Raw genomic sequence first — 25,331 nt, 5'->3', positions numbered from 1 at the left:
CGGTTCTCTTCAAGCCACTGCCATCAAGTCATCTGAATAATGGTCTGCATGATGGTGCTCTGGGTGGAAATGGTCTTGGCGTTCGCCTGGTAGTTGCTCTGGGCCTTGATCAGCTCGACCAGTTCGTTGGTCAGGTTGACGTTGGACTCTTCCAGGGAGTTGGAGACGATCGAACCCAGGGTGCCGGTTTCCGGAGAGTCGTAGCCCGGGATGCCCGACGCGAAGGTTTCTTTCCAGCTGGTGCCGCCTACCGGCTGCAGACCTTGCTCGTTGGTGAAGCTGGCCAGGGAGAGCTGGCCGATCGGCTTGGTCTGGTTGTTGCTGAAGTTCGCCAGCAGCACACCGCTGCCGTCGATGGTCAGGTTGGTGATCTGGCCGGTGGCGTAGCCGTTCTGAGTAGGAATCGACCGTGCGGTGTCAGCGTTGAACTGGGTGGTCTTGCCCAGGGAAAGTGTGATGGTATCAGCGCCATCGGCACCGTTGGCGCTCCACACGCCATCTTTCACGGTGCCTGGAATCCAGCCTGTGAGCAGCAGATCGCTACTCTCGCGCGGCGCGCCCGACGGCATTGGCGTACTAACCTTAAGCAACTCGCCGCTCTCGCCAAAAGTCATGGTCGAAGGGACCGCAAGGGTGGTTGCGTCGGTCGGCGAATTACCGTCCAGGTTACGACCATCGATCAGGGTGTAGACGTCCCAGGTGTTGGCGCCCGTCTTGACCATGTACTGGTCCATGGAGTGCTGGTTGCCCTGGGCATCGTAGACCGGGGTGGTGAACTGCTTGGTGAAGGTGGCGGTGTTGGCCGGATCGAACTTGTAGGTCGCCGTCTTCGGAATCGCGTCTGCCGTCGAGTTCAGGTTGATGGTCGAAGAAATCAGGTCGGTGGGCTTGGGCGGCAGGTTGGACGTGTCGATGCGCAGGTCGGTCAGGATGCCGTTCTGGATCTTGCCGTTGGCATCCACGCCATAACCCTGCAGGCGCGCGGTGCCTTCGCTGTTGGTGATGAAGCCTTCCTTGTCGGTCTTGAAGGTACCGGCACGGGTGTAGCTCAGCGAACCGTTGTTGCTCAGGACAAAAAAGCCCTGGCCCTGGATACCCATGTCCAGCACGTTGCCGGTGTTGTTCACGTCACCCTGGCCGAACTGCTGGGAAACGTTGGCCAGGCGCACGCCGTTGCCGACGGTCTTGGAGCCCGAGCCCAGTTTGGTGGCCGAGTAGACGTCGGCGAATTCCGCGCGGGACGACTTGAAACCGGTGGTCGCCACGTTGGCGATGTTGTTACCCGTCACGTCCAGCTGTTTGTTGGCTGCATAGAGACCGCTAAGGCCGATATTGAAAGACATATTGCACTCCTTTTTGCCGGGTTAGTCGGCTCTTACATACCAATAGTTTGTACGCGTGACAGCGGGATGCTGCCCAGGCCGGCGAGGTTGAGCATCAGCTCGCCGCCGGTCTGGCTGATCGTGACGCTGCTGACCGTGGCCGGCAGGTTGGTGACCAGCGAAGTCGCCTTGCCATCGATGGTGGTCGAGGCGGCGAAGGTATAGGTGCCCGACTCGAGCGTGACGCCGTCGTCGTTCTTGCCATCCCAGATGAAATCGGCCTTGCCAGCGTTCTGGCTGTCCAGCTCGATGGTGCGCACGGTCTTGCCGTCCTTGTCGTTGATCTTGATCGAGAGGGACGACACCGATGTCGGTACCACCACGGTGCCGTTGAAGCTCTTGGAGGTGTCGACCACCGCCTTGTCGCCCGGGGCAATGACCGAGCGGCCCACCAGCGAAGAAGCCTGCAGGGCCTGGGACGAGTTGTAGTTGCTGGCAATTCCCTTGACGGTGTCGTTGAGGGTAGTGATGCCTTCCAGGCTGCTGAACTGCGCCAGCTGGGCAACGAACTCGCCGTTGTCCTGTGGCTCCAGCGGGTTCTGGTTATTCAGCTGAGTGACGAGCAACTGCAGGAACGCATCCTTGCCCAGCTCTTTCTTGCCAGTCGCCGCAGCCGACGCCGCGCCCAGGCCATCGGTCGTGGTGTTGGTCTTGACCGAGGAGTTGGCCAGTACTTCGTTGAGGCTCAAACCGGTGGTATTGGTGACGCTCATGTGACTCGCCCCTTATCACTGACCGAGGGTCAGGACCTTCTGCATCATGGCTTTGGCGGTGTTCATCATTTCGGCGTTGGTCTGGAACGAACGACTGGCGGAAATCATGTCGGCCATTTCTTCAACGACGTTGACGTTCGGGTAGTAGACGTAACCCTTGGCGTCGGCGGCCGGATGATTCGGCTCGTAACGGGCGTCGAGGTTGCTCTGGTCTTCAACCACGCCGAGTACCTGTACACCCTGCCCGGCCGCGTCCTGGTTCTGGAACAGCGAGTCGCTGCCGCCGGACTGGCCGCCCTGGAACATGGTGGCGAATACCGGGTGGCGGGCGCGGTAGGTCTGGTCGATGCTCGACGAGACGGTCTCGGCGTTGGCGATGTTACTGGCGACGGTGTTCAGGCGAGTGGTCTGGGCACTCATGGCACTGCCGGCGATGTTGAATACGCTCGCGATCGACATGAATTACTCTCCACGCAGGGCTGATACCAGCCCTTTGAATTTACTGTTGAGCAGGGTGAAGCTGGCCTGGAAATTCACGGAGTTTTCCGCGTAGTTGGACTGTTCCAGTTGAGCATCCACGGTGTTCTGGTCGATCGACGGCTGCATCGGCGTGCGATACATCAACGATCCGTCGCCACTGCCAACGCCTTCGGCTTCGATATGACGGTTGTTGGTCATGTTCAAGGCGAAGTGGCCGTTCTTGGTTTTTTCGTTCTGCTCGGCGAGCACCTTGGAAAAGTCCAGGTCACGGGCCTTGTAGTTCGGGGTGTCGGCGTTGGCAATATTGTTGGCCAGGACTTCGGCACGCTGGGCGCGGAAGCTCAGGGCCTGTTCGTGGATACCGAGCGCTTTATCGAAGCTGATGCTCATGGCGGAAACCTTTGGGTGACCAGAATGTTCGTACGATGGCTTTAGCAATCACCGTGCCACTTTCCAAAAGCCCGTAAACCGGGGCTTTGCGGCGATCGGCAAAGCGGCAATGCCAGAAAAGCGGCAATCGGTTTCCGCTGGCTGCCGCTTTTCTGCCGCTTTCATCCAGACAATGGGGGACAAATGTGGGAGCGAGCTTGCTCGCGATAGCGATCTGTCAGATACATGGGTTTTGGATGTGCCGCCGCTATCGCGAGCAAGCTCGCTCCCACAGGGATGTGTTGGATTGGAGGAACTGGAGGGCAAAAAAAACGGGAGCCCCGTAGGGCTCCCGTTTTTTACAACCCAGGCCAATCACTTCGCCTGATAAATGATCCCCGGACTGCACTGGACCATCTGGTAATGATCCGGCAAGCCGTTCAACGCCTCGGACGCGCCAAGGAACAGGTAGCCGCCCGGCTTCAGGGTGCTGTGGATACGCAGCAGGATGTCTTTCTTCACCTCGGCGGAGAAGTAGATCAGCACGTTGCGGCAGAACACGATGTCGAACTTGCCCAAGCTGGCATAGCTGTCCAGCAGGTTGAACGAGCGGAACTCCACGCGGCTCTTGATCGGCGCCTTGACCACCCACTTGCCCGGCCCTTTCGGATCGAAATAGCGTTGCAGGCGATCAGGCGACAGACCACGGCCGATCGCCAGGCTGTCGTACTCACCGGTCTTGCAGTTGTTGAGCATGGTCCCGGACAGGTCGGTGGCGACAATCTGCACGCCCATCTTCAGCTGGCCGAGGTTGGAGCGTTCGAACTCATCGATGGACATCGACAGCGAATACGGTTCCTGTCCCGACGAGCAGGCCGCCGACCAGATGCGCAGGCGTTGCCCCGGACTGGCCTTGATGGCCGCCGGCAACACTCGGTTCTTCAATACCTCGAAGGGATAGGTATCGCGAAACCACAGGGTTTCGTTGGTGGTCATCGCATCCACCACCATCTCGCGCAAACCGCTGCGGGGCTGGGTCTGGATGCGTTGCACCAGTTCGCCCAGCGACTTGAGACCCTGTTGTTCCATCAATTTGTTGAGACGGCTTGACACCAGGTACTGCTTGTTTTCACCAAGCAAGATGCCACAGGCTTTTTCCAGGAAGACCCGGAACTGTTCGAAATCCAAATTACCCGTAGACAAGATACCGCCTCTTTTCACTGTGTTGACTTGCCGGGCGCACAACGCGCCCGACCTTTATTCTGCTGCCTTGATTCGCTCGACCACCCGCGACGCCAGGTCATCGGGCCGGAACTTGGCCAGAAAATCATCGGCGCCGACTTTCTTGACCATCGCCTGGTTGAAAACCCCGGACAACGAAGTATGCAAGATGATGTGCAGCTTCTGCATGCGCGGGTCGCTGCGAATCTCTGATGTCAGCGTGTAGCCATCCATCTCCGGCATCTCGATGTCGGAAATCATCATCAGGAACTCTTCTTCCGGCTTCTTGCCCTCATCGACCATCTGACGCAGGTAATCCAGCGCTTGCCGTCCGTCGTTGAGGGCGACCACTTCGACGCCGACCGTTTGTAGACACCGCGTGACCTGCTTGCGTGCCACTGAAGAATCGTCGACGGTCAGGACTCGCAGCGAAATCGCCTTGTGCTGGGTCTCGGCATCCACCACGCCGACGGAAATCGTCTCCGGGGTCGGCGCCACTTCGGCGAGGATCTTCTCCACGTCGATGATTTCCACCAACTGGTTGTCGACCCGGGTCACCGCCGTCAGGTAGTGATCGCGGCCGGTGCCCTTGGGTGGCGGATGGATCTCTTCCCAGTTCATGTTGACGATGCGCTCCACCGACCGCACCAGGAACCCTTGGGTCTTGGTGTTGTACTCGGTGATGATCACAAACGGATTGCTCTGATCCAGCAGCCGACCGGAACCGGTCGCCATTGCCAGGTCGAGAATCGGGATGGTCGCACCCCGGATATTCGCCACACCGCACACGACGGGACTGGATTTCGGCATCAGGGTCAGCTTAGGGCATTGCAGCACTTCGCGAACCTTGAATACGTTGATCCCATACAGTTGTTGGCCATCGAGACGGAACAACAACAGCTCCAGGCGATTCTGACCGACCAGCTGTGTGCGCTGGTTTACCGAATCCATCACTCCCGCCATGCCCTGACTCCTACCTAACGCTAATGTGTCCGACGCGCATTCATCACTAAACGGCACGGGGCTTGCTATTGAACCGGCATGAACGCACAAACGACATTTTCTCGACGCCTGACCACTCACTGCCGCCACTGGCTCGGTGCACTGTTGGCTGTCTGCCTGTTTGCGGTCGGCGGACGCGCCGTCGCTGATGTGCCGGTTACCTTGCCTGATCTCCTTATCGGCGTCACGCAGGGCTTTCTTGAATTCACCGTAGAAGACTATCTGGCAACCAGTCAAACCGAAGGTCGCTACGAGATTGAAGTCAACCAGCTCGACCCGCGCCTGCGCATGCCGATGTGCGACAAGGAATTGACTGCCTCGCTGGAAAGCCCGGCAAGGCCCCTGGGCCGGGTCACGGTGAAGGTACGTTGCGACAGCGCCGCGCCCTGGACGGTTTTTGTGCCCGCTCAAGTGCGGCTGTTCCGCGAGATCGTCACGACCACCCGTCCGCTCAAGCGCGCCGGGATTGTCGAGCCGCAGGACGTGGTGCTGCGTGAACGCGACATCAGCCAGATCAGCCAGGGTTTCCTGACGTCCGCCGATCAGGCCATCGGGCAGAAACTTGTCCGACCAATGGTCGCCGATCAGGTCGTTACCCTCGTGCACCTGGAACAGGCCGAAGTGATCCGCAAGGGCGACCAGGTCGTCATTACCGCCCGCAGCGGCACCCTGGCCGTGCGGATGCCCGGCGAGGCGCTGGCCAATGGCGGCGTACGCGAGCAGATTCGGGTAAAGAACCTCAATTCGAAACGGGTGATCAAGGCGCAGGTGATAGCGCCCGGCCACGTGGAAGTGGCCATGTAACGGGGTAGACAGGCTGGCGCTTGACCTCGGTGTTCCCTAGACTGTGCCTTACGCAAAGGCAAGCGCAGACGTGCGCACGTTCATTTGATAAATGAGCCTAAAGTTATTTTGGGAATGGCCGAAAACATGGCAAGCGTCCAAATACCCAGAGGTTTTTTACCATGGTCATCGATTTCAATCGTTTAAACAGCTCCTCGCCGCTGACAGGCACAACGCGCACTGGCGCCAGCAAGGAAACCGTCGAAACCGACAAGTCCAAGCCGGCTGACAAGGCCGTCACTGTCAACAACGGGGAGTCGGTACACCTCAGCAATGAGGCTCAGCAGTTGCAGAAGGTCACTGACAAGCTGCGCGATCAACCTGTCGTCGACGACGCCCGCGTGGCGCAGTTGAAAGCAGCAATCGCCGATGGCAGCTATAAAGTCGACAGCAACCGTGTAGCCAGCAAACTGCTCAACTTCGAAGCCCAGCGCTAGGCTGATGCCAGCGCCAGGCTTTTGGACGCTTAAGACCCAAGGCCAGCCATGCACGATACTAATTTGTTGCAATTGATCATCGACGACTTTGCCCCGGCGCAACAATTGCTGGAGCTGTTGCAGACCGAAGCCCTGGCATTGCACGGGCGGGATATGCCTCTGCTGGAAAATCTTCTGGCGCAGAAACAGGCATTGATCATTTTGCTCGATCAGCATGGCCGCAAGCGCAGCGAGATTCTCGCCAGCCTCAACCTGCCCGCTGACAACAACGGCCTCGCGCAGCTGGCCAGCCAGTCGTCGGTTGGCGATCAGCTGTTGGCGCAAAGCGCGGTGCTCAATGACCTGCTCAGCCAGTGTCAGGCCGCCAACGCCCGCAACGGTCAATCCATCCAGATGCAGCAAGTCGCTACCGCCAACCAGTTGCGGATCCTCAATGGCGGCGAAATCCCGACGCTCTACGACGCTCGCGGTTCGACCGCAAAAATGGTCAAGCACCGTCCGCTCAGCCAGGCGTGAAACGAACGATGCCTGCGCACTATCAACGCGCGATACATGCTGGCAAAATGCTGGCTCTTTGTAGTCGTATTTTGCCTGGAGATTGACCCACCGTGTTCAATGCCACAAACGCGGATGATGCTCCGCAGCCGCCCATGGTCCTCACCACCCCCTTGGAAATCTCCGGCAACCTGCGGATGCTGCAAGAGAGCCACGACCCCCTGATCATTACCTTTCATGAGCGCACCCAGCGTTTCCAGAGCTACCTGGTGGATGTCGATCGCGACACCAACACCATCGCCCTGGACGAAATGATCCCACGGGACGGCGAGCGTTTCCTGCTGGCCGGCGAGCCGTTTCGGGTCGAGGGTTTTCATGACGGCGTGCGCATTGCGTGGGAAGGCAACGGTCCGCTGACCATCCAGGACTCGAAGGACGGCCGCTGCTACCGCGGCGCCCTGCCTGAAGAAGTGGTTTACCACCAGCGCCGCAACGCCTTCCGGGCCGCACTGAAACTGGCGCAACTGGTGAATGTTGAACTGGGTGGCGACAAGCTGAAGACACCGGTGAATGGCAAACTGCTGGATATTTCCGCAACCGGCTGCAAGCTGCGCTTCGATGGCGACATTACCGCACGCCTGCAACTGGGCCAGGTCTACGAACGTTTTGTCGCCGCCCTGCCCTTCGGCAACATGACCGCGCCGGTCGAACTGCGCTACCTGCATTTTGAAGAGCGGATCAATACCACCTTCGCCGGTGTGCGCTTTCACAACATCAGCGGCCTGGTGCAGCGCCAGGTCGAACGCTTCGTGTATCAATTGCAGCGTGAAGCCCGGCGGTTCGACAAAGACGATTTCTGATTTTTTCGCGGGCGATAAAAAACGGGCAATCCCTTGCAAGGGTTGCCCGTTTTTTTATGGCCGCTTCATGGCCTGGCCCGGGTGAAATCCGAAGGTGGCGGTTCGTCGTCCGCGCCTTCGGTGACCGGTTCCAATTCCGCCTCAGGCTCAGGTTCCACGTCGGGGTTGGGCGAGGTCTGCATCTGATCCTGGACGACCTGCTCGTCTACCCGAGGGTCGAGGCACGCCACCAAGGGTGAGCTGGTCATGTTGTCCGGCATGGCCACGTGGTGCAGCGGCGCATCATCGACCTGATGCAGGTTGGTGACCGCTTTCGGCCGGATCCGCCACACCAGCACCAAAGCGAACAAGGCGAAAAATCCGTACAACATCTGGCTACCGAACAGCTTCATCAGCACCCCGGCCGCCAACGGACCGATACTGGCTCCCACGCCGTAAGTCACCAACAACATGGCCGTAAGCGACACTCGGCGATCGCCTTCGACGTGGTCGTTGGAAAACGCCACCGCCAACGGATACAAACAGAACTGCACCAGCGAACAGCAGAATCCCGCGATGAACAGGACCTCCACCGGCACCTTCGACAGGATCGCCAGTGGTAACGCGCACACCACCAGGATCAGCGCGAAGCAGCGGATCAGCAGCGCACGATCGTAACGATCCGACAGCCAACCCAGCGGCCACTGCACCAGCAGGCCGGCAAAGATGCAGCTACCCATGAACAGACCGACCTGCTCGGTAGTAAGCCCCTGCTGGGAAGCGTACAGCGGCGCCAGGCCGTAGAAGGAGCCGACGATCAACCCCGAGCCAAGCACCGTGGTCAACGATTGCGGCACGCGTTTGATAAAGAAACGCGGCTCCATCGGTGCCGGATGCAGCGGCGCCGGGTGAATCCGCCGGGTCAGCGCCACGGGCACCAGGCACAGGGCGAAACACAACGCCACCAGCATCAGCAGCTCCAGGCCCAGGGCCGGGTGCATGACCAGGATCAGCTGGCCCAGCACCAGCCCCAGGTACGAGGCGATCATGTAGCCGCTGAACACCACCCCGCGCTGCTTGGCCTCCGCCTGCTCGTTGAGCCAGCTCTCGATGACCATGTACTGGCACATCATCCCGAGACCGACAATCATCCGCAGCACGATCCAGGCCGGCAGCCAGTTCACCAGGCCGTGGCCCAATACCGCCGCGCCGACGATCCCGGCGCACGCCGAATAGGCCCGAATATGCCCGACGCGGGCGATCAGCCGATGACCGATCTTGCCGCCCAGCACCAGGCCGAAATAGTTGGCGGCCATCAGCGCACCGACCCACAGGCTGTCGACGTTGTCGGCAGCCAGACGCAAGGCCAGGTACGTACTCAGGAGGCCTGAGCCGATGAGCATCATCAGCGAGGCGAAATAAAGCGCTCGAAAAGGTTTCCAGATTTGGCGCATCGGCGTTCCGAGCGGCTCCTTGAGGTGAGTGAGGGCTATCTTCTGAAGATAGCCCGAATGCGACGGTTGGTTATGCCTGGGCCGCCAGGACGCGCCGCTCCCAAGGCGTGATCTCGTCAAAGAAACTGGTCAGTTCCAGGCTCTTCGACGCGATGTAACCTTCGATGAACTCGCTGCCGAACAGTTCCTTCGCCAAGTGGCTACGCTTGAGACGCTCAAGGGCCGCATGCAAGGTACATGGCAGGGAGAGATTCTCCGGCACTTCGAATTCGCCCTGGATCGCGGCGCTTGGCTCCAGCCGGTTTTCGATGCCATACAGCCCGGCCGCCAGGCTGGCGGCGATCGCCAGGTACGGGTTGGCGTCAGCGCCCGGCAAGCGGTTCTCGACCCGTCGGGCCGCCGGCGAACTGGCCGGAATGCGCAACCCGGCCGAACGATTGTCATGGGACCAACAGGCGTTGTTTGGCGAAGCAAACGGGTGGCACAAGCGGTGGTAGGAATTCACGTTCGGCGCGAACAGTGCGGTGAAATCCGCCATGCCGGCCTGCTGCCCACCGATGAAGTGACGGAAAACAGCCGTCGGCTCGCCCGCCTCGTCGCTGAATACATTCCGACCACTGTCCAGCTCGACGACGCTCTGATGAATGTGCATCGAACTGCCTGGCGTCTGCGCCAGGGGCTTGGCCATGCAGACCACCGTCAGGCCGTGCTTGAGCGCCACTTCTTTGAGCAAGTGCTTGAACAGGAACGTCTGGTCGGCCAGCAACAGAGGGTCGCCATGCAGCAGATTGATTTCGAACTGGCTCACGCCCATTTCATGCATGAACGTATCGCGCGGCAAACCCAACGCCGCCATGCATTCGTAGACTTCAGTAAAGAACGGACGCAAGCCATTGTTGGAGCTGACGCTGAACGCCGACTGGCCGTCTTCGCGGCGTCCGTCCAGGCCCACCGGCGGTCGGAACGGCTGGGTCGGATCCGGATTGGCTGCGAAGACAAAAAACTCCAGTTCCGTCGCGACGACCGGCGCCAGCCCAAGCGCCGCATAGCGCGCTATCACAGCCTTGAGCTGACCACGGGTCGACAGCGGCGAGCTCTCCCCGCTGAGCTCGTCGGCGTCGCAAATCGCCAGGGCACGGGGCGGATGACTCCATGGCAAGCGATGGATCTGTTTCGGATCGGCCACCAGCGCCAGGTCGCCATCATCGCTGCCATAAAAACGCGACGGCGGGTAACCGCCCATGATGCATTGCAGCAGCACGCCCCGCGCCATCTGCAACCGCCGGCCTTCGAGGAAGCCCTCGGCGGTCATCACCTTGCCTCGCGGCACGCCATTCAAATCCGGCGTGACACATTCAATCTCATCAATGCCCGTCAGTCGCTGTGCGAGTGAACGCTGGCCATCGGTCGTCATGACGCAATCCTTGTTATGTGCGAGCCGCGAACGGCAACCCGTACAAAATAGGCTCCAGCTGTTCGGAATATCAAGCAGCTACAAAAATAAACAGCTACTACTGAAACAACTGTGGGAGCGAGCCTGCTCGCGAAGGCGGTGGATCAGCCAATTCAGTATCGAATGGGCGGACGCCTTCGCGAGCGGGCTCGCTCCCACAGGTGAGGGAAGTGTTGCGAGAGGTTTTGTTCAGGGCAGGTAAAGCCTGAACACCCCGCCGCCCAGCACGCCGCCATTGGCAATCTCGGTACGCCCGCTCAAGCCACCCCGCTGATGCAGACCGGCGATCCTCGCGGCGAAATACAGGCCCAGGCCGGTGCTGCCGGAGCTGTGGTTGATGCCCTGCACATACTCGGCCTGACGCTCGATCATCGCAGCTGGATAGCCTTCGCCGTCGTCATTGATGGTCAATACCAGTTGCCCGGCCTCGTCGCTCACGCTGATCAAGAGCGTCTGCCGAGCATGGCGAATCGCGTTGTTGATCATGTTGTCGAGCACCGAGGCAATCAACTCACGATCAAAAAAGCCCAGCGGACTCAGCGGGTCGACTTCGTAGGTGGCCATGATTCCGCGGCTGCGGAACACGTCCTGATGGCCGGCCAGCTGCGCTTCGATGAAGTCATCCAGCTCATGATAGGCCGGATGCAACGGCAACTGGTTGACCCCCAGCTTGTACAGCCCCAGCAGTTGCACCAGCAGGCCGTTGAGGTGGGCGAACTCGAAGTCCATCACGCCCTGCTCCGAAGTCTGCCGCTCGGACTCCGGCAAACGCTCGAGCCATTGCGTATGAGCCTGCGTGAGCAAGGTCAGGGAGTTCTTCATATCGTGCACGGTAGATGCAATCACCGTGGAAAAATCGAGAGCCTGTTCGCTGTCATTCATCGCCAAATGCCTTGCTTCGCAGTTTCTGATAGCGCGCAAAACGCGCATCGGTATCGGGCATCATGCCCACCAGTTTCAGGCAGGCGCGACATTCCTGGAGCAGCTCCGATTCGACGCTGGTATCGGTGCCGTGCAGCAGGGATTGCGCCATGTTCAGGGCAATACTGATGTTTTTTGGTTGCAGCTTCAGGGCGCGCCGGAACAGCTCTCGCGCCTCGGGCAAGGCGCCGGTCTTGTAGACGCGCACACCTTCACGGTTCAGCTCGGCGGCGGCGCTGCCCTGATTGAGAATGTTGGGGTCATCGGTGAGCTTGGCGATGCCTTGCATCACTGTCGGATCATCGCCGTAGATTTCCGCGCAGTTCTTCAGCATCGACTCGCCGGCGCTGGTCTGCCCAAGCATCTGCAGCTGCTTGGCCACCAGCAAGGCGGCTTCGGCGCTCATGAATTGCTCCATGCCGTCGAGGCGCTGCAACGCCTGCTCGGTGAGCTTCTCGGCGGTTTCGGCATCGTTGAGCAACAGGCTCGTGGCCTTCATCAGCCGCGCCCGGACTTGCAGCCCCGGATCGCTGGGGTTTTCCTTGGCCACGGCGCTGAGCGTCGTGTTGATTTCCAGGCGAGTGCGGGTATCCAGGCCTTTCTCGCTGCCCTTGCTGATCAGCGCATGGGCCAGGCCGAGGTTGGTTTCCGGGTCCTTGAAGCGCGACTGCGCGCCCTGCCCCACCGCCTGGCGGTAGGCTCTCGACGCGGTGTCGTAATCTTCATTGGTCATTGCCAGCTTGCCCAGCAGCGCTTGCCGGCGCACCGCCAGGGGCGACAGGCGCACCGCCTCTTCGAGCACGTTTTGCGCCTGCTTCGTATCACCTTCGGCCACCAGCACATCGGCCATGCCGTCGTACAGGGCGGGCATCATCGGAAAAGCTTTCAAGGCTTTTTCATAGACAGCCTTGGCCTCGCCCACCTGCCCGCGCTTGAACAGCAACTTCCCCAGCCCCGCGTACGCCCAAGGCAACGGACGATCCGCGATGATGGAGTTGTACAATCGCTCAAGGGCCTCGTTCTGATTCAGGTCGCGTAACGCATCGGCCCGATAACGCAGGCACAACGGTCCATAACGAGGGTCCTGCTTGCAAAGGGCGATGCAGGCATTGAGCACTTCCATCGGCTTGCCACGGTCAAGGGCTTGCAGGATCGGCTTGAGCAAGGTCTTGCGCTGCTCGAGCCGCTCCAACCGCTGGGCCAGGCCGGAGCGATTGAACGGCTTGGTCAGGTACGCATCCGGCTCATGTTCCAGGGCACTGAGCACCATCGCCTGGCTGGTCTCGGCGGTCACCATGAGGAACACGCTTTCATGGCTGATCAGCTTCTCGACCATCAGGTCTTCCAGCACCTGCTGGCCATTCTTGCGCCCGTCGCCCAGGTGATAATCCTGCAGGATAAAGTCGTAGCGCTTCTGCGAGCACATGCGCAGGGCCACTTCACCGGTATCGGCGGTATCCACGTCCTTGACGCCCAGCTCCCGCAACATGGACCGGACGGAACTGCGGAAATCCGAGAAATCATCGACGATCAGAAAACTTTTTTGGTGGTACGCGAGCATCGAGGATGTCCAGGCAAGTAAGAAAATAACCCAATGGCATAACAACGAAACGCCGTGTCACAACCCCGAGGCGCGCAGATGATAGCCACCAGCCAGCAACGTTCAAGGGATTTCAGCAATCGCTTGGGCTGGCTGTGTCGTGACGTACATTGCGAGCCGAAACGTTGGAGAGAAACGGGCTCATCGGGTTATCGGCAGGAGGTGGCGTTCCGTTAAGGAGAAGGTGTGGGAGAAACCGAGTGCAGGGAACCGGCTGCCCCCCCCCCCCGTGGCGAGGGAGCTTGCTCCCGCTGGGCCGCGCAGCGGACCTATTTTTTTTGGCGGCTGCTGCGCAACCGAGCGGGAGCAAGCTCCCTTGCCACAAAGGACGATGTCAGGCCCACCATCGGCGCAAAACTGCTCATTCACGACGCCCCAACAACCTCGCCCAAAACCCTCCCTTATTCTCCACAACCACCGTAGCAGCCGGGTCAACTTCCAGCCTCGCTGGATGCGTACTCGGCCCATTGGGTCTCAATAAATCTCCTGGGTAATGCTCCAGCCCCAAGCACTGTGAGTCGTCGATATCGAAAGCCTTGACCGCCGCCACGGCCTCAACGCACCAACGACCGAAATAGGCGCCGCCCTCGAAATTTTCATCGCCATAGGTGTACCAATAGGGGTGTCTATAACTGACGGCCTGAAGATCAGAGCCAGACTTGGCACCGGTACGCACCTCCACGTACCAATGCTTGACGAACGCACTCAACAGGGAGGCTTGCGAATCCGCCGGAGCGTCTATCGCCGTCAGCAACCGAGCGTAGGGTTTCGGATAAAGAAGCACAGAACCTGTTTTGCGTTCAGGGCTGCGACTCGCGATTATTCGGTCGAGTAGCACGTCCTCGCCTTCGTTACCGATCAACGTCAACAACCGCTTCCACTGGTCATCTGGAATATCCAGCGCCAATCCCAACCCTACCAGCCAGAAGCAGGTGATGTAATGGTCGTAGTTGACGCGCCAGCTATGGCGAGTGAATTGCTGCTCCTGGGTCCAGACCGTCGCGCCAAGGTGCTCGGCCTCTTCCCAAGCATCGAGCAGCCCGGGGAAGTATCGCGAAAGGTCCGCTATCGGATCTCCAGCGGAATACCGGCGCAGCATCTGGTGCCAGTGTTTCTGCGCAATGATGAAAACGTACTGCGGCGCATAATCGGGATCGCCAGCAGGTTTGGCGGCGGTCTCCAGCGCGTCGACGATACTCTCATCACCATACTCAACCCATTCCGACCAATAGCGGGAGTCTCCCAGCGGTGCCCGAATCATTTAATCCCCCCTAGTAACTTGGATGTTGCAACAGGATCAGCCACGAACTTCCCGCCTTTTTCCAGAACACCTACGGTAACGTTTCCGAATGGATCTGTGTGTACCAACCACTTCTCGACACGACCAGCCGCCATCGCTTTATTGATGCTATCAGCCGCTTTTTGGTTGCCCCCGACCGACGCCAGAATGCGGTCGTAGTTGGTGTTGGTTCCCTGCAACCAATCATCACTCATCTGCAAACCGTCTTTAGTTGGTTTCAACTTGGACGAGCCGAATTTGAAGAAAATAAAGAAAAGGGGACAGATTTATTTGAAAACCTAGAGCCTAACAATTAAATAAACCCGCCCCTTATCCCAACAAATCAATCCGTCCCCTTTTCCCTCTTCAACAATCCCAAAAAGCGAGTTTTATCGAAGACTGCCCGGCCTTCACAGAAGGCACACCAGTCCAACAACAAAGACTTCACGTCTAGCTCCCGTCGTTCTTTAGTGAACGCTGCAATAAATCCGCGCAACCATCACTCTTCGTCCCAGAATTCCCCAGGTGGTGCACATTCACCATTCTTCAAGATAGCGCACCAACCAAAACTCCTATAAAACATCTCAAGATCGATTATTTCATAAACCCCGCCCCCAACGTCCTTCAGGGTGATCAAACCAGAAGCATGATGCGTGTACTGCCCCCCCGCCCCCGCAACAGCTCTTAACTCCAATTCTTTCCGATCCCACTCCAACACCACTCCAGACGATTCAGGAATAGTCTCAGCAAAATAAACCTCAAACTCGCTGGCTATCTTGCATACACAGGGAATCCGTTCCTGTCGGAGCAGCTCAACCGTAACTAAATTTTTGGGAAATTCAATTTTCAACTTCATTACAAAGCACATCGCAGAACAAATGGGCAGCTTTATTTACAACCGAGCAAATAAACAAATCTGCTACTTTTCCATACTGACTGACCTGTTAGCTCTGAGTCCAGACTATCGCTCCAGAGGAAACATTGGCTCACCCTCTCCTCTCGCCAATTAACACACAACTTCGCCCTCGCCATTAACACCTTCGAATAGCATCCCTGTAAGACCTGCTCGTTCCAGTTTAAGTTTTACATCCTCGCTAACTATCAATGCCCCCAAATGTTTCTTGATACGAAAAATATGTTTTCTCTGAGCCTTGGTAGGATCAATTATAAGATTGAGAAAAACTCTGTACTCACCAGCTCGATCAGGTCGAACGGGGTCATCAACCTCATATTTTTCAAAAGTGGAACGTGATTCATCTACGCAATCCAATTGAGTCTCGATGATCATTACATAGTAATGATCATGAGTTTGCTTACCTGCAACCGTCACAGGCTCAAGCACGACATTCATATAAGGCTCATCAACGTCGGGAATTCCTGCCAACGCATCCCTGGCTTTTTTACTCAAGATCGGCACGGAGGCATATCCAGCTAAGGAAAAATCCAGACTCACGCCCTCTTCAAGAACCTCAAGAGCGTAGGTACATGGCTCCATATATTCTGCAGGAGGATCGATAAAGAGCCAGTTATTGCAGTGCTTTATATCACCCAAATACCAACGCTCAGGAAACTGTACATCTTCTCGCAACAAGTAATATTTCATTTCAGCTTCCTGTAAGCCATCGATTAACCGAGCTTCCCGGCGTGACTGCTTCAACCTTGATCCTATTTAAAGTATTCACCACTGCACTCTTATATTGCGCGGTACCGGGTTCCAACCCACGCGTAGCATCGTCGAGGCTACCATAAACATATTGATGATAACTTTGAGGGTGTGGACCTCTATGACCCGGAACCGCGACCAGATTCTCAGTTGCCTTATTAATGTCCAGATCGGAACCATCAAAGAATTTTTGGAACTGCTTAGACCAGGCAATCTGTCCGTTTGCCCCGGCATTACATTTATTAGTGCAGATATGGTGTACAGGAACGCTGGAATAATCCGGCGGCGCGGAAACAGGTGTACGTCCACCTTCGAGCGATACAAAGCCACCGTTATTATCTCGATAAATCGGCTTACCGTCATTTGTATACCGACCTGTTGAGTTATAGATACCACCGCGTGGCCCGGTTACGGTGACAGTTCCGTTCGCATTTTCGGCAACTGTATAGCCGTCAGGAACACTGTGCCTTGCAGGTGCTGGTAACGCCAGCGGACTTTCGACATGTTGCCCGCCAGTCTCCGCTCCTGCATTGGAAGTATTTGGTCTTACTGGCTCGACAGGAATACGTTCTGGCAACTGATCTACATTTTTCGCGAGCTTTTCGAGTCTAGCCATATCGGCCATCTTTTCAAGCCCTTCCGCCCCCACCTTGATCCCGGCCTTCGCCAACGCCACCCCGCCCTTGGCCGCCCCACCGACGCCCGTGGCGATGCTCCCGACCTGCCAGACGAGTTCGCCAATGTCCTGCCCCAATTGCACGGCGCGATCATCACCCCCGTTTTCCAAGGCATCTTTAACGCGGTCCAGTTTGGCATTGAGCTCATTGAACACGCCGTCCTGTAACTGCTTGCGGACCTCCGGATCGTTGATCAGGGCTTTGATACCGTTGATCCCGTCAACCGGATTAAGGAGGAATTGCGCCAACCCTTCGACGTCGTTCCAACCCGCCTGCACCAAGCCCTTACCCAAGCCGAAGCGGGTCAGGACGTCTTGCTTCTGATGGATGTACGCCCACTTGGCGATCACTTGCGCTTTGGCGCCTAAGCCATCAGCCGCGCTGTATTCCTTCTCCGCCTGAACCAACTGCTGGGTCGCCAGCCAGTTGTTGTCCACCGCTGCACCGGCCGCGCTATTGGCGGTAGCCGGGTCGAGCGAGGAACTGGTGGCGGCCAACCCGGTGACAATGCTGACGATCAGGTTGCGCTTGGCTTCGCGCTGGGCTTCGCTTTCATCGGGGCTGGCTTCGGAGAACAGGCCGGTGAGCAGGCTCGACGCCGCCGCGCCTGCGGCTCCGCTGCCACAGCTCTGGCTGCTGGCGGCGGCGCCCGCGCAGGCGACGATGCCGTGCAGGGCGGCGTGCAGCGGCGAGCCTTCGGTGAGTTTGCCGTCCGCCACCAGGTCGCCAATGTAGCCGGCGCCCTGCTGCTGCAGGTAGTTGACCACCAGCCCTTGGACGAACGCACTGTTGCCGCCGCTGATGTTGCCGCTGGCCGCGCCGACCAGGGCGGTGGTGATCTGCCGGTAGGTGCCGCCCGCGCCCCACTTGTCGGCGATGCCCCTGGCTTCGGCATTGAGGCGCTGAGCGCTGCCGAGCAACGCCAGGCGTTCGCTGTCGGTGAGTTTGGCGTTGGGGTCCAGGGCCTTGTTCTGCGCCTCCTCGGCCTGTTTGCGCTTGTAGTCGACTTCCTTGGCCTTGTTGGCGAGCAAGGTGCTGGCTTCGTTGGAGAACGCCCCGACGATCTCGAAACCGGCACGGATTTCGTCTTCGTCGAAGATCGGCTTGAGGGTGTTGGTGGTGTCGCGATCGCTGGAGACATCGCGGTTGAGGCTGGCGACGGTTTGCTCGCCATTCTGGCCGGTGCGTTTCTGTTGCTCGGCGTCGTTGCTGATGACGATGGTCCCGCCACTGATGCCGCTGCGGGTGACGCTGCTGGCGGCGTCGCTGGCACTGATGGCGATCGGCATGGTGGCGCTGAGGTCGTTGTCGTTCTTCGGCAGGTCGGTGCCCGGGGTTTGCGTGCCGCCGCTGGTGGCGTTGCCCTGTTGGTCCTTGCCGACTTGGCGATAGCCGCCACCGACGCTGACGGTGCTGGCGTCGTACTCGGCCCTGTTCTTGATGTCGCGGCTGGTGAGGCTGGCGGTGACCAGGCGATTCTTGCCGTCCTGCACGGCCTTGTCGCTGCTGGCGATGACCGCGCCGACCAGGTCGGTGTTGCCCCCCACGCGAATATCAAAGCCGTCGTCCCCGGCCTTGATGCCCGATTGCTCGGTCACGCTGGCGTAGTTGGAATCGATATCCGTGGCACCGAAGCTGCCGCTGACGCCGTTGACCGAACTCATGCCGTAGCAGAACGGCGGGATGCACAGGCTGATGCCAACGCCCAGGCTCTTCTCATCGACCACGTAGGTGTTGGTGTCTTGCAGGCTTTCGATGTTCAGGTCGCCGCCGATATCGGCCAACACTCGCTTGCCGCTCGCCACCGCGCCTTTGAGGTTGGTGTCACCGCCCGAGGACAGCAGCAACTGGTTGCCCGCCTGGACATGGGTGTTGGTGTGGGTGAGGCCATCGCCATCCGCCTGGCCGCGAGTGCCGGACGCCCCAAGGTCCAGGGTGAAACCGTTGCGAGCACCGAGGGAGAAGCCGATGCCAATGCTCGCGCTGCTGCCTTTGCTGTCGGTTTCCTGTTTGTCGATATTGCGCGCGGCGAGCAGGCTGATGTCACCGTCCGCCAGCAGGCTGGCGTTGCGGCCGGCCTTGATATCGCTGCCTTGTACGGTGATGTTGCTGGCGGCACCGGCGCCCGTGGCACGCAGGCGAACGTCGCTGCCGGCGGTCATGGTCGAACCGGCCGCGCTGTCGCTGGTGTAGGTGGTGGTGCTTTCGTTCTTCTTGGTGCCCAGGGACAGGCTGATGTTGATCCCGCCCGCCGCGCCCGGGTCCATCGCCACGGCGGTGGCGGCATTGTTGGTCGCCAGTACGGCGGTGGCGGCGGCCAGGGCTTTCATGCGCCCGTCATCGGTTTTCTCCGATGCCCGTTTCATTTGCTGGGACGTCTGGATCGCGCTGATCACCGGATTGGTCACGGTGAGGGTGAACCCGGTCTGCTTGAACAGGGTTTCACGCTCGCGCTCGCGGGTGTTGCGCGCCTCGACGACGTCGATGGTCTGCGCCGTGACGTCGATGTTGCCTTGTGGCGCCGACACCTGGCTGCCCACTTGGCGATAGCCCTTGCCCGCTTCGATCAGCACATCACCGGTGGTCGAGCCGACCGTGCTGGCCACGGCCGTATGCTCGGTGGTGAGGTCCTTGACGCTTTGTTGCTGGGTCCCCATGGTAACGGCGATACCGCCGCCGCTGAACAGGCCGCTTTTCTTCACGGACTTGTCGTGGCGTTCGCTGCTGCTGGCAGTGTCGGCTTCGATGTTGACGTTGTTGTCCGCCACCAGCACCGTCTGGGTCGTGGACACCACGTTGCTGCCCTTCAGGTTGATGTCGCGACCGGCCTGCACATAGGTCTGCTCGCCGCTCAGGGTGGAGCCTTCGAGCGAGGTCTGGCTGATGGTGTCGCGGGTGGTGGTGGTCTTGCTGGAGAACATCCCGTTGCTGCCCTTGACCTTGTGGGCTTCATCGGCGAACTGGTAGTTCTGGCCGGTGGTCAGGTTGACGTCGCGCTTGGCCTCTGCAAACACCGCGCCTTGCTCGCTGGTGACCTGGGCCGCGCGGGCGTTGAGATCCTGGCCGGCGCTCAAGCGCACGTCGCCCTGCCCTTGGATCTGGGAGCCGACTTCGGTCTGGCTGGCATCCTTGCGCCAGTTGCTGCTGTTCCAGGCCAGCGCTTGCTCATGGGCTTCGCCGACGGTGGCCAGGTTGATGTTCTTGCCCGCCTCCAGCAACGTGCTGCCGCCCTTGCCGGCATTGACCACCTGGGCCCCGGTGAGGTTGAGGTCGTTGCCGGCACTCACGCCCATCGTGCCCTGGGCGCCGCTGACGAACAGCCCGGCCACCCGCGACAGGTTGGTGCGGGTGCCTTGGGCGCTGCTGCTGTCCCGGCTGCTGGAGACGACGTTGACGTCCTGCCCGGCCTTGATCGACAGGTTGTCCACGGCACCGATCAGGCCGCCGAGATTGTTGAGGTTTTCCCGCGCGGTGAGCGATGCCTTGTCGGCCTGGATGCGCCCACCAAGGTTGTCGATGTTCTGCGCAGTGATCGCCATGACACTGCGCCCGGCCAGGCTGCCACTGTTGATCAGGTCGCCAGCGATGTTCAGGTTCAACTGCTGCCCGGCTATCAACGCGCCGGAGCCGTTGAGGTCGCCCTCCTGGACCCGTACATACACTTGTGGCACCAGCACATTGCGGGTGTCGCCGTTGGCCAGGGTCACCTGCTTCTGCACCAGCCAGACAATGTCGCTGGTCAATTGAGCCATTTGCGCGGAGGTCAGGGCCACGCCGGGCACCAGCTGCCATTGACTGGCGACGGTCACGGCGTTGTCGATCAGGGCGCGATACTGCGCTTCATCATTGGCGTAACCATCAAGGAAACGTCGGCCGGTAAGTTGCGCCACCTGTTCGCGGATCAATTTCTGTTCGTAGAAACCGTCGCCCAGACGTTGTTGCGTCAATGCCGGGTCGACTTGCAGGCGCTGCAGCATGTAGTCCGATGACAGCCAGGTGCGGTAGCTGGCAAAACGCGGATCGGTTTCGATCAGGTAGCTGCTGGTGTTCTGGGGATTTGTGGTGAACAGGCTGTTGTCCGGCAAGGCCAGGGATGGCCCGCCGCTGCGGATCTGCTCGGCCACGCCCTTGCTGTTGAGGGTGGTCTGGGCCGCGACCTGAACGATGGGCGCTACTTGATGGGTCCTGCCGACCGGAGCGCTGACCGTGCCCGTGGCGGCGATCTGTTCGCCGACGCCCTGTGTGGCGCGAGCGCTGATCTGGGTGCCGGTACCATTGCCGGCGGCGTTCTGGGCGAACACGGTCGGTTGCAAGGTGATGTCCTGGATCAAGGGCGCAGGCGTGTAGCCCGTCATGGCTGTTCCCTGACGGTCCCGGCCCTTGCGCTGGATGCGATAGAAGCTCGTTGCGGTGCCGCTGTCGGTGGTGATGCGCTGGCCGGTCAGTTCAGTGTTGGTCAGGCTGGTAATGTCGGCCTGCAACAACCCGCCGGCAATGATGCGGCTCTTGTCGTTGAGCACGTCCCCTGCGCTGATCGCCATGGTCCCGCCAGAAAGGATCTGCGCTGGTGCCGAGGTGGCGATCTGGGTTTCCTGGACCACGCGGGTGTAGTCGTAGCGGTTCCAGCTATCTTTGCTCCCCTCAGGCGTGTTGAGGTAATTGACCTCGTCGTGGCTCACGGAAATCTGGTTGCCCTGGTAACGGTTCGGCGAACCGCTGAGCTGGAATTCCTGCAAGGCGGTGCGGCTGACTTCCACCTGTTGGGTACTGAAGTGTTCGTTGGTGTTGCGCACGCTTTGCACATCGAGCGACAGGTTGCCGAGGGCCTCGATGGTCGCACTGGCGTTGGTCAGCAGTTGGGCCCGGTCCTGGGCTTTGTCAGTGGCGCTCAGCGCACCGCCGATGGCGAGGTCTCCGGCACTGAAAATCATTGCCTGCTCGCGGTTGTCCAGGGTGCCGGTGCCAATGTCCAGCGACTCACGGGCGGCGATGGTCGCAGCGACGCCGTTCTCGTCGCGGTTGGCCAGCGCCGAGGTGGCGATCGCCAATCGATCACCGTACAGACGCCCGGTGCCCAGGTTATTCAGCGACAGCGCTTGCACACGCACTTGCTGGCCGTCGATCAGGCCACGGTTGGTCAGGCTGTCGTTGACGTCCAGGCGAACCTGGCCGGCGCTGATCTCGCCAGTGGCGGCGTTGTCCAGCGTCTGCGAACGCACCAGCAGGAGATTGCCCGCCAGCAGTTTTCCGCTGTTGTTGAAAGCCCCATCGGTGCTCAGGTCAACTTTGTTATTGGCCTGGATCTGGCCACTCAGGTCCAGGCCACTTTGCAGGCTGAACGTCAGGTCGCCCAGGCTCAGGGCTCGACCGGTGCCCGCGTAATAGGCCGCGTTGAGGGACAGCAGGCTACCGGCGAGCAGGGTTCCGTCGAGGTTGTGCACCGCCTGGCGACGTTGCGCCGGATCGCGATCGGTGATGGTCAAGCCGACTCCCGCGGAAACCAGGCCGCCCTGGTTATCCAACGCCTGGCTGACGCCGATGGACAACCCTTGGTCGACGCGCACGGCACCGGCCTGGTTGCCGAAGGTGTCGAGCGCCAGGCTCATGGCGCGGCCTTCGAGGCCCTGGTTGGCACCTTGGGTGGCGCTGTTGTCGAGCACATCGGCAGTCACGCCCAGGGTTCCGGCACTGCGAACCAGTCCGCCCTGGTTGTCGAGCGTCTCGCCCAGCACCAACTGGACATCGCCGAGGCCCTGCAACTGGCCGCCGCGGTTATCCACCCGGGCGCCTTCGACCTGTACGCTGTTCTGGCCAATGATCTGGCCGCCGCTGCCGTTGGTGAGGTCGGTGGCCTTGAGCACCAGAGCGCCCTTGGCGCCGAGGAAGCCGGTGCTGTTGTTGAAATGGGCGCTGTGGATTTCCACCGCGTCCTGGCCGCTGATGCCTTGGGTGGTGCCGGACTGAAGGTTGTTCAGCGCCTGGCTGCCGGTATCGATGAACAGCTTGCCCTTGGCCTGGATCAGGCCCGCCGCGTTGCGCAATTCACCGCTGCGCAGATCAAGGGTCGCACCGGCATTCAACGTGCCCTGGCTGTTGTCCATCAGCAGGCCGTGGCTGTTCAGGTCCAAGGCCCGGCCACTGATTACCCCGCCCTGGTTATTCAAGCCCTGGGCCGACAGCTCGATATCACCCAGCGCTTCAAGGCGTCCGCCGCTGTTGTTCAGCGCATCCGCCGAGACACTGACCAGCACCCCGGAATTCACCGAGCCCAGCACGCCGTTGGTGTTGTTCAACTGCCCGGCGATGATCTCCATGCGCTGGGTCGCGGCCAGCGTGCCGCCGATATTATTCAAGCGGTCGAACGTCGCGTACAGCTCACCGCCGGCACTCACGGTGCCTTGGGCGTTATCCAGCGCCTCGCCGCTGACCTTTGTCGTACCGCTGGCGGCCAGCGTCCCGCCGCCGTTATTGATCTCTTTGTCGGCCGTGACGGTCAACGTACCGTTATCGGTAGCGAGGACTTTAGCGCCCTGGTTGTTCAACGTGCCGACCTTCACGTTCACCGCGCCGGGACTGCTGACTTGCCCGGCCTGATTGTCGAAACGTTCACGGGCGGTGACCTGCAACGTTTGCGCGCCGGTCTGGAGAATGCGTCCACGCTGGTTGGACAGGGTCGTGGTGTCGAGCGTGATCTGTTGGCCTTGGGTCAGACCATCATCGACCACCACCTCGCGGGCCTTGACGCTCAACGTGCCATTGCTCGCCAAGGTGCCTTTGCTGCCGGCCAACTGAGTGGCCTGGATGTCCAGGGTGCCTTTGCCGGCGTGTTCGACCTTGCTGTTGCTGTTGTCGAGGCGATGGGCGCCAAGCTTCAGGTTGTTGCCGTTGGAGGCAATCCGCCCACCGCTGTTGTCGAGCGTGGCGACGGCGGTGATCGAGGTATCGGCGGTGCCGGTCTGCACCAGTTCACCGCCGATATTGGACACATCACGCGCGCTCACTTGCAGGTTGCCGGCGTTGACCTTGGCCGCATCGGTGCGCAGGGTCTTGGCCGCCTTGGCATTCAGCACCTGGTTCGCATCGACTTGACTGCCACTGAGGTTGGCATCGCCAGTGCGGGCCGTCAGGGTGATGTTGCGGCCCAGGGTCTGGCTGCCGCTCAGGTCCAGGTCAGCCGCCTCGACGCTGACATCGCCGCCGGCAAGGTTCTGGCCCTGCGCCTTGACCGTGGCGGCCCGTAGCGCGAGGTTGCCGCTGCTGCCCAGCTTGCCGTCCGCCCCGACGCCCGCCGCCAGGCTCGAGGCCGTGGTGCTGCGAATAGTCTTGGCGGTCAGCGTCGTGTGGTTCTGGCTGGCAACGGTGCCGCTGTTGTCGATGTCACTGGCGCTGTCGAGCCCCAGGTCGCCCTTGGCATAGAGCGTGCCGCTGTTATCAACGCTGGCGGCAGTGATTCGCGTCGCCGTTGCGCTGCTGATCGCACCTTGGTTTTGCAATTTGCCGTCGGCGCTGATGACCACCTCGCCAGCCATGGCGCCGATCTGCCCGGCGTTGCGCACCCCTACGCCGGCCTCCGTACCCACCAGCATGATCTTCCCGGCATACATGCCGCCGAGCTTGGCGACATCGACGGCAACGGTGGGTTTCTCATCGTCGGCGCCCGGCAGCGGCGTGGCCTGGGTGTTGTCGGCATTGACCTGATTACGTCCGGCGGTGACCTTCAAGTCGTTGGCCCACACCCCGGCGTTGACCTGCACCGAACGGGCAATCAGGTCCGTGTAGTCGGTCTCGCGGGCATCCAGGCCTTTGCCCTCAATGTTGATGGCGCCGCCCTGCACGGTGTAGCCCGTGATGCGACCGCTCTCCAGTTGCGCCCGGCCGGTGCTGAGGGTGGCCCGATCCGCGTTGATGAAGCCGCAACCGTTGCAGGTGATACCGGACGGGTTGGCGATCACCACTTCGGCGCGCTGGCCGGCGACTTCGACGTAACCGCGCAACTGGCTGGGATTACTGGAATTGACTTCGTTGAGGATGACTCGCGCGCCGCCATTGCCCAACATCGGGTTGCCTTCGATCCAACCGCCCAGTTTCGTCTGGCTATTGCCCGCGCCGTTGTTGAGGATTACCCCCCGGCCATCGACGTCAAACTGGTTATAGGTATTGCGCGAGACACCGCCGGCGCTGGGGGCCTGGATATTGACCTGCGGCGTGCCGTTGGCGCTCTGTATCACTCCTGGTCGCTGACCGGCCGGCGCGCCTGGATCGGCGACAATGGTGCCGGCCCAGGTTGGCGCCACGCTCAAGGACACCAGGCCAATCGCTGCCATCAAGGCAAAGCGCAACGCCCCGAGTGTCGCCGTGCAAGCCGCTGCGCCAGCCGTCGGCCCAGAGCAGGTCCCCGGCGCTTTGACCTGGCTGGTGACGTTCTCGGCCACGACCATCAACAGTCCGCGGGCCTTGTTGAAAACGATTCGGTACAGATGCTTGTTCATAGCAATTCCATTTG

At 60.3% G+C, this 25,331-nt stretch carries 19 protein-coding genes; 4 read left to right on the top strand and 15 right to left on the bottom strand.

All coding sequences use genetic code 11. From position 1 onward, the window contains the following. Positions 1–23: 23 nt before the first annotated feature. The 6 genes from flgE to J3P84_RS07305 all read right to left on the bottom strand — a co-directional run bounded on the left by flgE (position 24) and on the right by J3P84_RS07305 (position 5,128). Positions 24–1,343: a flagellar hook protein FlgE gene (gene flgE / locus J3P84_RS07330; RefSeq protein ID WP_434628999.1), complete on the bottom strand. Its 1,320-nt coding sequence runs from the start codon at positions 1,341–1,343 to the stop codon at positions 24–26. Between the two features lie 32 nt (positions 1,344–1,375). Beyond that, positions 1,376–2,095 (bottom strand): flagellar hook assembly protein FlgD, encoded by a 720-nt coding sequence (gene flgD / locus J3P84_RS07325; RefSeq protein ID WP_434628997.1) that lies wholly within the window; start codon positions 2,093–2,095, stop codon positions 1,376–1,378. A gap of 15 nt (positions 2,096–2,110) precedes the next feature. Beyond that, complete coding sequence (flgC, locus tag J3P84_RS07320) at positions 2,111–2,554, bottom strand: flagellar basal body rod protein FlgC (RefSeq protein WP_434572380.1); 444 nt, start codon at positions 2,552–2,554, stop codon at positions 2,111–2,113. Between the two features lie 3 nt (positions 2,555–2,557). Next, the gene (gene flgB, locus J3P84_RS07315) at positions 2,558–2,965 is read right to left on the bottom strand and encodes a flagellar basal body rod protein FlgB (RefSeq protein WP_434572378.1); all 408 of its coding nucleotides are present in this window, start codon (positions 2,963–2,965) and stop codon (positions 2,558–2,560) included. Positions 2,966–3,319: 354 nt separating this feature from the next. Further along, positions 3,320–4,147 (bottom strand): protein-glutamate O-methyltransferase CheR, encoded by an 828-nt coding sequence (cheR, locus tag J3P84_RS07310; protein ID WP_305499372.1) that lies wholly within the window; start codon positions 4,145–4,147, stop codon positions 3,320–3,322. A gap of 54 nt (positions 4,148–4,201) precedes the next feature. Next, complete coding sequence (locus tag J3P84_RS07305) at positions 4,202–5,128, bottom strand: chemotaxis protein CheV (protein ID WP_305499370.1); 927 nt, start codon at positions 5,126–5,128, stop codon at positions 4,202–4,204. A 78-nt stretch (positions 5,129–5,206) separates the two neighbouring features. Between J3P84_RS07305 and flgA the strand changes: the two genes are divergently transcribed. The 4 genes from flgA (at position 5,207) to J3P84_RS07285 (ending at position 7,802) form a co-directional block, all read left to right on the top strand. Then, entirely contained in the window at positions 5,207–5,971 is a 765-nt protein-coding gene (gene flgA, locus J3P84_RS07300; protein WP_434628994.1) for a flagellar basal body P-ring formation chaperone FlgA, read from the top strand. 161 nt (positions 5,972–6,132) lie between these two features. Then, a complete protein-coding gene (gene flgM, locus J3P84_RS07295; protein ID WP_434628992.1) occupies positions 6,133–6,447 on the top strand; it encodes a flagellar biosynthesis anti-sigma factor FlgM in 315 nt (104 codons plus the stop codon). Between the two features lie 48 nt (positions 6,448–6,495). Next, a complete protein-coding gene (locus tag J3P84_RS07290; protein ID WP_305499365.1) occupies positions 6,496–6,963 on the top strand; it encodes a flagella synthesis protein FlgN in 468 nt (155 codons plus the stop codon). Positions 6,964–7,055: 92 nt separating this feature from the next. After that, entirely contained in the window at positions 7,056–7,802 is a 747-nt protein-coding gene (locus J3P84_RS07285; protein WP_434628989.1) for a flagellar brake protein, read from the top strand. A 65-nt stretch (positions 7,803–7,867) separates the two neighbouring features. Here the strand turns inward: J3P84_RS07285 and J3P84_RS07280 are convergent, their stop codons facing one another. The 9 genes from J3P84_RS07280 to J3P84_RS07240 form a co-directional block, all read right to left on the bottom strand. Then, entirely contained in the window at positions 7,868–9,235 is a 1,368-nt protein-coding gene (locus J3P84_RS07280; protein ID WP_434628987.1) for an MFS transporter, read from the bottom strand. 70 nt (positions 9,236–9,305) lie between these two features. Then, entirely contained in the window at positions 9,306–10,547 is a 1,242-nt protein-coding gene (locus J3P84_RS07275) for a glutamine synthetase family protein (RefSeq protein WP_434605194.1), read from the bottom strand. A gap of 330 nt (positions 10,548–10,877) precedes the next feature. Beyond that, positions 10,878–11,570 (bottom strand): sensor histidine kinase, encoded by a 693-nt coding sequence (locus J3P84_RS07270; RefSeq protein ID WP_434628985.1) that lies wholly within the window; start codon positions 11,568–11,570, stop codon positions 10,878–10,880. Then, positions 11,563–13,170 (bottom strand): response regulator, encoded by a 1,608-nt coding sequence (locus J3P84_RS07265; protein WP_434628983.1) that lies wholly within the window; start codon positions 13,168–13,170, stop codon positions 11,563–11,565. The genes J3P84_RS07270 and J3P84_RS07265 overlap by 8 nt, the downstream gene beginning before the upstream one ends. 400 nt (positions 13,171–13,570) lie before the next feature. Then, on the bottom strand, positions 13,571–14,470 hold the full coding sequence (locus J3P84_RS07260; RefSeq protein WP_434628982.1) for a PoNe immunity protein domain-containing protein: 900 nt from the start codon (positions 14,468–14,470) through the stop codon (positions 13,571–13,573). Then, positions 14,467–14,703, bottom strand: coding sequence for a hypothetical protein (locus J3P84_RS07255; RefSeq protein WP_434628980.1), 237 nt, complete (start codon positions 14,701–14,703; stop codon positions 14,467–14,469). The genes J3P84_RS07260 and J3P84_RS07255 overlap by 4 nt, the downstream gene beginning before the upstream one ends. Before the next feature lie 284 nt (positions 14,704–14,987). Next, positions 14,988–15,344, bottom strand: coding sequence for a hypothetical protein (locus J3P84_RS07250; RefSeq protein WP_434628978.1), 357 nt, complete (start codon positions 15,342–15,344; stop codon positions 14,988–14,990). 150 nt (positions 15,345–15,494) lie between these two features. After that, the gene (locus tag J3P84_RS07245; RefSeq protein ID WP_434628976.1) at positions 15,495–16,091 is read right to left on the bottom strand and encodes an imm11 family protein; all 597 of its coding nucleotides are present in this window, start codon (positions 16,089–16,091) and stop codon (positions 15,495–15,497) included. Between the two features lies 1 nt (position 16,092). Then, entirely contained in the window at positions 16,093–25,317 is a 9,225-nt protein-coding gene (locus J3P84_RS07240) for a hemagglutinin repeat-containing protein (protein WP_434628974.1), read from the bottom strand. Between the last annotated feature and the right edge of the window lie 14 nt (positions 25,318–25,331).

Origin of the sequence: Pseudomonas sp. Z1-29 (genome assembly GCF_051131995.1) — a bacterium.
Taxonomy (GTDB): Bacteria; Pseudomonadota; Gammaproteobacteria; order Pseudomonadales; family Pseudomonadaceae; genus Aquipseudomonas.
This window is presented reverse-complemented; position numbering and strand designations above follow the sequence as displayed.